Here is a 12,140-nt window from a genome sequence, read left to right as displayed (position 1 = left end):
CGCACATAGCATACAGGCGAGCCGTTTTCTCGAGATAAAACATTACTTTGCGGAGGCTAATTCAAGCTGTGAAAGAGCTTGTTCGATAGCCGGCGTGAATGCGAAGGAGCGTCCCTGCTGCTGTTCGGGCGGCAATTCAGCCAACTGATCAATTCTTCTTTGTATTTCATGGGAAAGATCGGTTACACGTTGCGAATATTTTCCTGCATTCAGCTCATTCTTTTCGGTTAATGCCGTTTCGTAAGCTTTGACGTAGGACGTGATTGCAGCTTCATACAAATTGATGTCCCAAGGGAATTTTTTCAGTCCTTCATCTATGACATTCAATGATTCGTCAAACGAACCTTTTGTTTGAAACAACCGGTACTGAGACATGAGCAGAACACGATTATAGGGATCATTCTCTCTTCCGAGATGGACAGTTTGAATAGCATCCTCTAATAGATCAGCATTGCTCGTCTGAGCATAGGCTTGTTCGAGCCAATTCACTTTCGTCAGTGCAAACGCGGAATGGGAAGGCGATGCATTAATTGCCTCGTCCAGCATGGGAAGCAGGTCGTCTAGAGACGTCTGCTGCTGAACGGCAAGCGCATATGTCTTATCGTATTTATTAACCGCACTGGATTCACGAGCGGCGATAATGATCGCAAATAGGGATAGTATCGCTAATAGAGATGGTATTGCAAGCTTGAACCAGCCTCGGTCCGTTAATGTTTTTAAGCTTACTCGTTCAAACGTAAGCTTGCTTCCGTAAGGTGCAAGCATGGAACCTAAGCAGATAAAGACAACCGCACCGATAAAGACATAGCTCATATCGAAATCTATCGCACTGTGCATAAGCAGGCCTAATGAAAAGATGAAAAAGATAAAATGACTGCCGCGCAGCTCAGGATGGCGAATGAATTTTCTAATGTATAAGCCGTATACAAGTACTAGAAAAGCAATTAATGCAATTAGTCCTAACCAGCCGCTTTCTACTAGTACTTGAACGAAGAAGCTATGGGCTTGCCGGCTCCAATAAGGGTTGTTCTGATATTGCTCGTACATCGCCTGCCAAGCGCCGCCGCCACCGCCAAACAGCGGGTAATCTTCGGCTACATGAAGACCGTCTTTGTAAAAGGTTAGTCGTTCAAGTACGCTATGCTGCTGAAGGTTAATGTTCTCAAAGCGGGTAGCAATTTTGTCAGGTAGCAAGCCGCGAATGGCACTGCTGCCAAGCAAACTTCCGGCAACTATAGCTGCCAGTATAATGGCAATAACAGGCACGGCTGCGAAGGACCATTTGCGCGTGGCCACCTTGGCCAGCTTTGCCTCCATCCAACCGCCTACTTTGGCATGATAAAGTATAATTAAAGCAGTTGTCACAATCATTCCGAGCAGTAGAAGTCCCCAGTTCTGTAACGGCAAGGAGCTGAACAAGGAAATAGGACTTTCCGCTTTCGTTTCTGTTGGCTGCACAAGTTTAGCGATTGCATCGGCATTCGTTGTGAGCTTGCCTAATATGGCCATAGAGACAATTACGGATAGAACCATGAATATAAGATATGCGATTTGTTTCGTAAAACGAAGAAATGGAAGCAATACCAATATCATAACAGGGATAACAACGATTGCCCCGCGTGAATAAGTAAACATGAAGGAAATCCAGATTGGAACAAGCATAGCCGCATGTATAATTCGTGCAGAAGGACGAATACAGTGTACCGCATAATAAAGGCTAACTAGAAATAATGCGAGGAGGAAGCCCGCATACGTATTCGAATATTGAAAAACCGAGGATAGACGGTAGCCGTCATGGGCTAGCCAAAGCGCGTCCCTGTTGTACATTTGACCAAATAAGTTGAAAATACCAAGCAAGACAATCAAGTAGGAAGAAAGCATGAGCGCATATTCGATCGTTTTTCGAGATTGCTTAGACTCCGCCAAATAAAGGCTGGATATAAATAAAGCTGCGAGCAAGAAAAAGACTAATGTCATGAACTTTGCATAATAGCTGGATACGGCTTGAAAGGAAGACAGCCAATAAATGAGCGGCAAAATCATGACGCCAATCGACAAAAACCCCCTATAGCTATGATGCTGGGCTTTCCGGTAAACGTAGGCGGCTGCGGCAATCAGCAGCACATATCCGAAAATAGCAGCAGCATAAATGGGCTTCTCAAAAGCTAGTTCATAACCATTAAACAAACCTTTCTCGTAAGGGAAAATGACCAAAAATAAGGCGATACCAATCGTTCCAATCCAACGCAACAGCGTAACATCAGCGGCTGTCGCAGACATATTGGCTTTTTCATTCTTTCGTGCGCTCATTCGTAAGTACTCCTCATCCTTGTTATATGTATAGAGATATCGATTGCTTCTGTTTGTATTTTAACAAATAGGGGGGGAGATTGCTAGAATGGCAGGGATCTAATTTGTATGTTGTTTACAGATTTGTAGGTATTGGGATTTGTCGAATGCGGCGACGTTTCGTAAAAATTCTACAATTTGTTTGGTTTTGGAAGGAGAATGAGGTATGAAAATGGGAGGAACTTTGGTAAGATAACGAAGGTGAACAATCAGGAGAAGTCTCTTTGATTATTGATAAATGAAGTCTAACTTATCAAAAAGTAGTTTTTTAAAAATAAAAATAGATAGAATGAGGTAAAGAAATGGTTAATACAAAGAAATTCATGTTACGTCATTTGTGGAATCAAAAAAGTCTAATCAATCAATTCATTAAAAGAGAAGTTATTGGCAGATACAGAGGTTCGTATCTTGGTATTGTATGGTCATTTATTAATCCATTGATGATGTTGCTTATTTATACTTATTTTTTTAGTGTGGTATTCAAAGCTAAGTGGGGCGGCGGAGCAGGCGAGAGCCAGGTTGAGTTTGCTTTGATTTTATTTTGTGGTCTAATTACCTTTAATTTATTTTCAGATGTAATTACTCGTTCTCCAAGCATCGTTATCAATAATCCAAACTACGTAAAAAAGGTCGTATTCCCACTTGAGATATTTCCAATTACTATATTAGGCTCGGCATTAGTCCATTTTTTAATAAGTCTATTTATTCTTACTTCAGGTTTAATACTCTTGATGGGTATTTTTAACTGGACAATCATATTTGTACCGATTGTTTTATTGCCGCTACTATTTATGTCTTTAGGTTTAAGTTGGTTTTTCGCTTCATTAGGCGTTTTTATTCGTGATATAGGCCAGTTTTTAGGAATAGCTGTACAAGCGTTAATGTTTCTAAGTCCAATTTTTTATCCAATTTCAATTATTCCTGAGAAGTTTCGTTTTTTCTATTATATAAATCCGATTAGCTACGTTGTAGAGGATATGAGAAAAGTTATTATATTAGGCCAATTGCCTGATTGGTCATGGTTATTTATTGGAACAATAATTGGAGTCCTTTTGTCATGGTTGGGATATGCTTGGTTTCAAAAAACGAAAGGCGGTTTTGCAGATGTCCTTTGATGCACCTATTATCTCATTAAAGCATGTGAGTAAATCGTTTAAAATGTATGAAAAACCTATAGATCGATTGAAACAGTCCATTTTGAGAAAGAAAACATATAAAGAATTTTGGTCTCTAAAGAACATTTCGATGTCTTTGCACAAAGGGCAAACTATTGGGATTATTGGGAAAAATGGATCTGGAAAGAGTACATTATTACAAATCATAGCTCAAACGTTACAACCAACTGACGGGGAGGTTGTTATAAATGGTAGAATCGCTGCTTTGCTTGAACTTGGCAGCGGGTTTAACCCGGAATTTACTGGTAGAGAAAATGTTATTATGAACGGAGCTATTAATGGCTTTAGCCCAACCGAAATTAAAAATAGAATGGATTCAATTGAAGAATTTGCTGATATTGGGGAGTTTATTGATCAGCCCGTGAAGACGTATTCATCAGGGATGTTCGTAAGACTGGCGTTTTCTTGTGCCATTCATGTTAATCCAGATATTCTGATTGTTGACGAAGCTTTAGCTGTAGGTGATATGCAGTTTCAACTGAAATGTATTGAAAAGATGAAAGCATTTAAGAATGAAGGGAAAACTATTTTATTCGTAAGCCATGATGGCTACTCTATACGTAATTTTTGTGATGAAGCGATTTGGATGATAGATGGTCAAATTCATCAACGCGGGGACGCAAACACAGTAACAAAAAATTACGAGGATTTTATGAAATTTGGTCTTGATACGGAAACAAAGGATGACACTATAGAGCCTGAGAAAAATGCTTCAACCCATGTTATCTCAATAGACAAAGTTGAGTTCAAAAATGAGATTGGCGAAATAAAGAAAGATTTTGAGTTTGATGAGGATGTATATGTTGAAATGTCGTATCGTCAATTTAAGGAGCAGGAGTTCTTAGTAGGTGGCATCGCTTTGTTTGATCGGCAAGGTACTTATATATGCGGCTTAAATACGAAACTCGATGGATATGAATTGCCGAATGTTCCTGGAAAATACAAATTAATATTGAAATATGAAAAGATAAAACTGTTACCTGGGACTTATTCGGTCGATGTTGGCTTTTTTGAGAGCTCAGGTTTAGTAAGATTGGATTATAAGGCACGATATGAGTCTTTCCGGGTTAGCTCTAACAAATATTTTGCTGAAGGAATTACATTCATTGATCATAAATGGGATTTCGAAAGGTAGACGATGGTATGAAATACGACTTTAATATTGATATGACATCGGATAATTCTTTATCGTTGATCCTCAGGGAAATTAAACCATATACGACCGTATTGGAATTTGGACCGGCTAAGGGTTATATGACTGCTTATCTAAAATATGAGCTTAATTGTAAGGTGATCGGTGTGGAAATAGATGCAGAAGCAGCTAAAATTGCGGAATCATTTGTTGAAAGAATGATTGTATGCGATGCAGAGACCTTAGAATGGAAGAATGAGATTCCTGTTGGGGTTGAGTTTGATCATATTATATTTGCTGATGTGTTGGAACATTTGAAATATCCTGAAATTGTATTAAAGGAAGCAAGTGCTTATCTGAAACCAAATGGAACTATCTTAACGTCTATTCCTAATATCGGACATTCAGCAGTCATTATTGAATTATTAAAAGGTAAGTTTGAATACCGTTCTTTAGGGCTCCTTGATAACACACATTTGAGGTTTTTTACAAGGCAGAGTGTCAAGGAACTAATGAGTAAAGCAGATTTGAAGCCGCTTAAATGGAAAACCACAAATATGTCGCCTGAACATACTGAGCTAAAACAGGATTATACAAGTTTGCCAGTTGAAGTGAGTGATTTTTTGATTGCAAGACAAGATGCGCATGTTTATCAGTTTATTACGGTTTCGGGTAAAATAAGTGAATATGATTCGATCGAAGAGGTAGTTGAAAATACATCATACGTTTTTGCAGAATACGCTCAATTATTCTGGGCAAAAGATAAAAAGTTCAATGAAGACTCTTCTTTGAAAGTATCGATAAATCCAATGGATAAGAGTTTGAAATTATATCAGTTTAACGTTACAGACGAATTCTTGCATCATCCATTGAGATTTGATCCAACAAATTTCGAAGGATTAATTGAGATTGATCATATCATTTTATCAGATGAAAATGGGAATGTTATTAATAGATGGATCGGACAGAATGTAGCATCAATAGTTACATGCATGCACGACATAGAATATATCTCAAATGAAGAAAAGTGTGTATTGAGCGCTTATGGGAGCGATCCGCAGTTGCTTCTTCATTTTGATCTAATGCAAACAGAAGAAGAATACCAAGTTAGTATTCATATGAAGATACAAAGAGATTCGGAAGGGTTTTTATCGCAATATGCCCAGTACATGACTAGTTTTAAAAAAGAAATTTCAAACATACAAAACGAAATTTTAATTACAAAAATCGAAAAAAATGAACTAATCAATTCTTTAGAGGAATTGAAAGTTAATCAAGATGTGTTAATTACCAAGCTAATACAACTAGAGAACGATTTAGACATTTCTGGGAACGAGATCGATTTATTGAAAACTGAGTTGAGAACGTTAGAAAATGAGAAAAGTATTTTGTTAAATTCTCGATCGTGGAAGCTAACTAAACCTCTACGATGGTTAACAAATATAATAAGAGGAGTGTCGGAACGGAAATGAATGAAGTTGTATTAACAAAGAATACAATGGAAGCTTTGGATATTATCATCGTAACGTACAATTCAGAAAAATGGATAGATAAGTGTCTAGATAGCATTACTAAAACAAACTTCCCGCTTGATAAGATTCATATTACCTTTGTAGATAATAATTCTTCTGATCTAACGAAAAGTTTAATTGAAAAGTATTCTAAGTCTCATTATTTTGGTGGTTTTTATTTTCATTTTTTGAATGATAACCTAGGTTTTGGCGCCGCAAATAATTATGGTGTGAATAAAACAAAACAAAAATTTGTGTTTTTTCTTAATGTAGACACTGAAGTTGAAGAAAACGCAATACATGAACTTATGTTAAATGCATCGAATAGCAGTGAAGATGTTGCTTTATGGGAATGCCGACAATTCCCTTATGAGCATCCTAAAAATTATAATCCTATTTCAATGGAACTGACTTGGGCAAGTGGTGCGGCTTGTATGGTTCTTAGAGAAGTATTTATAAGTGTAGGTATGTTCGATGAAAAAATATTTATGTATGCAGAAGATGTAGACTTAAGCTGGAGATTAAGAGCACATGGTTATAAACTTGTTTATGTACCTAAAAGTATTATTCATCATTATACTTACGAAAGTGCAGGTCAAGTAAAACCTAACCAGTTTTATAACAGTACTTATAATAATCTAATGTTAAGATATAAATTTGGAACCGTTCGAGATATTGTTAAAGGTTATGCGCTCTATTATAGTTTGTTTTTTAATAGAGTACCTTTTGCTGGGCATAGAAAAAATGTACTTAAAAAACTGGTGAAAAGTTTTACTGATGGTCAACGCTATAGATCGTGGAAAAGAATCAATTCACAATTATCATTCCAACCATCGTTCCACCTGTGGGATTATGAAATTGTTAGGGATGGCGCTTTCTATGTAAATCAACTCCCACATAGAAGCCCGCTTGTATCAATATTGATAAGAACATGCGGAAGACCAGCGATGCTAAGGGAGACATTAGAAAGTGTAAGAAATCAAACATATTCCAACTTGGAAGTTGTAATTGTTGAGGATGGACCAGATGTTTCTAGGGAATTAATTGAGAAAGAATTTAGTGGTCTGAATATCAATTATTACGCAACTGGAGATAAAGTTGGTCGTTGTATTGTTGGGAATATTGCAATGGATAGAGCACAAGGCGAGTATTTAAATTTTCTAGATGACGATGATGTCTTATATGCCGATCATGTTGAAACGCTTTGCTATCAATTAGTTAATAATCCTGAAAAAAAAGCAGCTTATGCACATGCTTTCGAAACGCCTATTAAAGTGATTTCAAAAGAGCCATATATATATGAGGAGTTATATCATAATGTTCAACATAGACAACCATTCAATAGATTAGTGCTACTGCATCACAACTATTTTCCTATTCAATGTGTACTATTTTCAAAAGAATTGTATAGCGAGCTTGGTGGAATTGACCCCGAATTGGAAGTACTTGAGGATTGGGATCTTTGGCTGAAATTCGCCTTAAAATATGATTTTCTCTATTTAGAAAAGGTTACATCTGTTTATAGGATTCCTGCTGAAACACAGCATCATCATTCAAGGCAGTTGTTGTTTGATAAATATTTGAAGATTGTTCGTAATAAGTATGCTAGACAACAAACTGATTTGCCTATTGGTAGTTGGTTTAATGACGCTGATCATATACTGAGTAGACCACAAAATGTTATTTATAACATTCAAAAAATGGGTTTTACTATGTTCATGTTTAAAGTTAAAAATAAAATCTACAATCGAATTAAAAAAATATTGGGGTAATGTACAGGAGGATCACGAGTGACTCACTCAAAGCATAAATATAAAAACTTTCTGATTGTTTTAGGAGTGGTTTTACTTGCTGCTATTATAGTATATTGGAATTTTATAACACTGAAAAAGCTCTATATTTTTAATGATACAGGCAGCGATACTTTTGATTCTTACTGGCCTTTTTTATACGATTTAAACTTGAAAATAAAACAAGGCGAAATTCCCTTTTGGTCACATAATATGGGAATGGGAATCAATTATTATGCAACACAAATCTTCCTAGGAGATATTTTTACATATATGTTTTTACTAGTTGGTTTAGACAAACTAGCATATGCGTTTGGATTAATGGCAGTTTTCAAAATTTTGATGACATCTTTTATTTTTTATAAATACGTTAGTTATTTAAAGTTTACGGTTATTCCAATAATTATTACAACTCTAATATATGCTTTTAATGGTTATCTTGTTTTATGGGGCCAACACTATCAATTTATGAATGTTATAGTCTTTGCCCCATTGGTACTTTTAGGTTTCGAGAGGCTCATGAAGCAAAAAAAATGGGGAATATTTACGTTATCAATATTTTTCTTAGCAATTAATTCCTATTACTTTTTGTATGTTTTTTCTTTTTTTCTTTTTTTATATGGTATTTCAAGATACCTTCTAGTTAACAAATTTTCAATTAAAGGAGCAATAGTTCTCTTTTCAAAATCAGCATTCTTTTATTTACTTGGTTTAATTACGGCAAGTTTTATGTTTTTGCCCACTATTTATTACGTTTTAAGTAGTCCGCGTGTCAGTGGCTCATTAAAAATGAATATTTTTCAGCTAGCCGACATTCAGTATTATGTTAGTTTAATTATGAGAGCATTCAGTAATAATTCTATGGGAATAGCAAATAGTTTTCATGGATACATAAATTATTATGAGTCTCCAATTGTTTTCTCTAGTATCATTTGTTTTATACTAATTCCTCAAATATTTTTACATGGGTCAAGAAAAGAAAAAAAAATATATCTAATTACTTATGGGTTATTACTTTCAATGCTGCTCCTCCCATATTTTGCACTGTTATTTAATGTTTTTAGCAAAATTGATTATCGGTGGACTTTCGGAAATATTATCTTTAATATCGTGATATTGGGACATGTTCTACAAAATTGGGTTAAAAATAAGTTCACATTGAATATGCGGATAATGTATATTTCGTTTGGTTTTGTGATTGCTCTAGGCATTATATCTCTCTCAGCAGGGAAGTATTTACTTTCGTGGAGCGTTGAGCAATTCGTATATTCAAAAACATCAATATTAACTGCTATCATCTTTTGTGCATTATATGTTCTCATCTTTAGTATAATTCAATTTGCTAAAACAGATAGAAATAAACGTATTCTTACATTTGTTCTTACTAGTTTGATATTTATTGAAGTTGTTAATGTTTCTTATGTATCTGTAAATGATCGGATGTTGTTAGATTCATCTTATATTACTCAAAAACAAGGCTATTATGACGCCACACAGGAAGCTGTCCGTTCTATACAGAGCAAGGATAAAGAATTTTATCGAATAAGTAAAACCTACAATTCAAGATTTTTAAATGATGCATTAATTCAAGAGTTTAATGGGTTTAAAGAATATAATTCTCTTGTACAGCCTTCAACAATTCAGTTCTTACAAAAAATGAATGTAACTATTGGAGGCAATTATTCACTAGTTTCAGGATTAGATAATAGAGTGAGGTTAGAGACATTATTAAATAATAAATACTATATAACTAATAATGATGAAACTCCATATGGTTATGAATTTTTTCAAAATGTAAACGGATTATATGTTTATAAAAACAAGTTCGCTTTGCCTTTTGGATACACATATGATCACTATATTGAAGCAAGTGATTTTGATCAACTCGATAACATGCAAAAAGAGGAAGCTTTATTTAAAGGGTTTATCATTGAAAATGACGATCTTGAATTTGATAAGTCTGAATACAAAAAATTAGAAATTGATAGTATTAAGTTTACACCAGATGAAACTTTTAATCCTGAGTTACATGCAGTGGTAGAGGATAGTTCTATAATAGAGGCTGATATAGTTGAAACTGTGAATGGTCAGGCTTCTGTGGAGATAATAACTAAGGATTTAATTGTCGAGAATGCAACATTATATTGGAAATCTGATTTTGAAGAGTTTTCTGAAACTAAATCAGTAAAATTTGATGTTAATAAAGAACAGAATAGTACTGAAATCCCTATAGGGTTTGTTCAGAACTTAAGAAGTTTGAAAATCGCTTTACCTGGTACTGATTCTTTTAGTGAAATTATAGAAGTTAAGTTAAACCTAAAGCCTGCTCCATATAACGAAGGTGATATTCTAAAACTTGGAAAAGATAGTTTTATTGCCACATCAATTTCAAATAATAAAATCCAAGGCAATATTCAATTAGAAAAAGCTAGAATGCTTTTCTTCAGTATTCCGTATGATAAAGGTTGGATCGCTAAGATTGATGGGGTTAAACAAGAAATATTTGAATTAAATTATGGATTCATCGGAATTGCCCTAAAAGAAGGAAGCCATATTGTTGAACTAAACTATGTACCTCCAATGTTTAACGTCGGAATAATATTATCTTTAATTGGTGTAATAATTATCTGTATTCTTATTATAAGAGAATTTTATAAAAGGCGAACAGTAAAATGAATGATAAGTAGAAGTGAGGTGTAAATTATGAGAATATTTGAAACAAATTTACCGGATGTAAAACTTATTGAACCAACTATTTACTCTGATAATAGAGGATTTTTTATGGAGAGCTATAACGAACGAACAGCCAAAGAGAAAGGAGTTTTATTTTCTTTTTTACAGGATAATCATTCTTTATCAATTGAGGCAGGAGTAATACGCGGACTTCATTATCAATTAAATCCTAAAGCCCAAACAAAGTTAATAAGAGTTGTGGCAGGCGAAATTTATGATGTTGTTTTAGATATTAGGAATGGATCACCGACATTTGGTCAATGGGAAGGTTTTATATTAACCGCTGAGAATAAAAGGCAACTATTAGTGCCAAAAGGTTTTGCACACGGATTTTGTACGATTGCTAAGAACACTGAAGTTCTTTATAAGGTTGATGAGTATTACTCAGCAGAGCATGATAGGGGGATTGCTTGGGATGATCCATCTTTAGACATAGACTGGCCTATATTAAACCCAATTACATCAGATAAGGATAAAAAACATCCTGTTCTCAGAGATGCGGAAATTAATTTTATTTACTATAGAACAGAGAATAAAGTAATAACTGATTTGAAATAAAATTTAGGTAGGTGTCGACGTGAAAGGAATTATTTTAGCTGGCGGAAGTGGTACAAGATTATATCCATTGACTAAAACTGTATCAAAGCAATTGCTCCCTATATATGATAAACCAATGATATATTACCCATTATCCGTTTTAATGTTAGCTGGCATTAAAGAATTCTTAATTATATCTACGCCAGAAGACACCGAGCGCTTTGAAAAATTGCTAGGTGATGGTAGTGATATTGGAATATCAATCTGTTATGAAATTCAACCATCACCGGATGGGATAGCTCAGGCATTTATAATAGGTGAAAAATTCATTAATAATGACAACGTTGCTTTAATATTAGGAGATAACATTTTCTACGGACAAGGTTTTTCTGAACTACTTTCAAAAGTAGCACAACGTAAAACAGGTGCTACAGTATTTGGTTATCAAGTAAAGGATCCACAGAGATACGGAGTTGTAGAGTTTGATCAACATTATAAAGCAATGTCGATTGAGGAAAAACCTAATAGACCAAAATCAAACTATGCTGTAACTGGATTGTATTTTTATGATCATAATATCGTAAATATAGCTAAAAATATAAAACCATCTCCAAGAGGCGAATTAGAGATCACAGATATTAATTCTGTTTATCTAAAACAAGGTAATTTGAACGTTGAGTTACTAGGTAGAGGGTTTGCGTGGTTAGATACTGGCACTCATGAATCACTAATGCAAGCATCTCACTTTATTGAAACGATAGAGAAGCGACAAGGATTTAAAATAGCATGTATCGAAGAAATAGCTTACTTAAAAAAATATATTGATAAGGATCAATTGTTTAATCTAGGACAAAAACTATCGAAAAACGAATATGGAAAGTATTTATTAGAATTAGCTAATCTGGAGGAATAA

General features: G+C 34.6%; 8 protein-coding genes. 7 read left to right on the top strand and 1 reads right to left on the bottom strand.

Translation table 11 applies throughout. From position 1 onward, the window contains the following. Nucleotides 1-42: 42 nt before the first annotated feature. Nucleotides 43-2,310, bottom strand: a complete 2,268-nt coding sequence (locus tag FHS16_RS04540) for an O-antigen ligase family protein (protein ID WP_183559274.1) — start codon at nt 2,308-2,310, stop codon at nt 43-45. A 341-nt stretch (nt 2,311-2,651) separates the two neighbouring features. On the opposite strand from FHS16_RS04540, the gene FHS16_RS04535 reads away from it, so the two are divergent. The 7 genes from FHS16_RS04535 to rfbA are packed head-to-tail and all read left to right on the top strand — an operon-like array spanning nt 2,652 to nt 12,140. Then, a complete protein-coding gene (locus FHS16_RS04535; RefSeq protein ID WP_183559272.1) occupies nt 2,652-3,464 on the top strand; it encodes an ABC transporter permease in 813 nt (270 codons plus the stop codon). Then, nucleotides 3,454-4,659, top strand: a complete 1,206-nt coding sequence (locus FHS16_RS04530; RefSeq protein WP_183559270.1) for an ABC transporter ATP-binding protein — start codon at nt 3,454-3,456, stop codon at nt 4,657-4,659. Before FHS16_RS04535 ends, FHS16_RS04530 begins: the two co-directional genes overlap by 11 nt. A gap of 8 nt (nt 4,660-4,667) precedes the next feature. Beyond that, nucleotides 4,668-6,128: a class I SAM-dependent methyltransferase gene (locus FHS16_RS04525; RefSeq protein WP_183559268.1), complete on the top strand. Its 1,461-nt coding sequence runs from the start codon at nt 4,668-4,670 to the stop codon at nt 6,126-6,128. Beyond that, nucleotides 6,125-7,939 carry a glycosyltransferase family 2 protein gene (locus FHS16_RS04520; protein WP_183559266.1) on the top strand — a complete coding sequence of 605 codons (1,815 nt, stop codon included), beginning with the start codon at nt 6,125-6,127 and terminating at the stop codon, nt 7,937-7,939. Before FHS16_RS04525 ends, FHS16_RS04520 begins: the two co-directional genes overlap by 4 nt. Nucleotides 7,940-7,957: 18 nt before the next feature. After that, nucleotides 7,958-10,633 carry a YfhO family protein gene (locus tag FHS16_RS04515; protein WP_183559264.1) on the top strand — a complete coding sequence of 892 codons (2,676 nt, stop codon included), beginning with the start codon at nt 7,958-7,960 and terminating at the stop codon, nt 10,631-10,633. A 27-nt stretch (nt 10,634-10,660) separates the two neighbouring features. Continuing rightward, complete coding sequence (gene rfbC / locus FHS16_RS04510; protein WP_183559262.1) at nt 10,661-11,248, top strand: dTDP-4-dehydrorhamnose 3,5-epimerase; 588 nt, start codon at nt 10,661-10,663, stop codon at nt 11,246-11,248. A gap of 19 nt (nt 11,249-11,267) precedes the next feature. Continuing rightward, a complete protein-coding gene (rfbA, locus tag FHS16_RS04505) occupies nt 11,268-12,140 on the top strand; it encodes a glucose-1-phosphate thymidylyltransferase RfbA (protein ID WP_183559260.1) in 873 nt (290 codons plus the stop codon).

This window comes from Paenibacillus endophyticus, from assembly GCF_014192395.1.
Lineage (GTDB): Bacteria > Bacillota > Bacilli > Paenibacillales > Paenibacillaceae > Pristimantibacillus > Pristimantibacillus endophyticus.
Note: the sequence above shows the minus strand (reverse complement) of the source record. Positions and strands in the feature narration are given on the sequence as shown.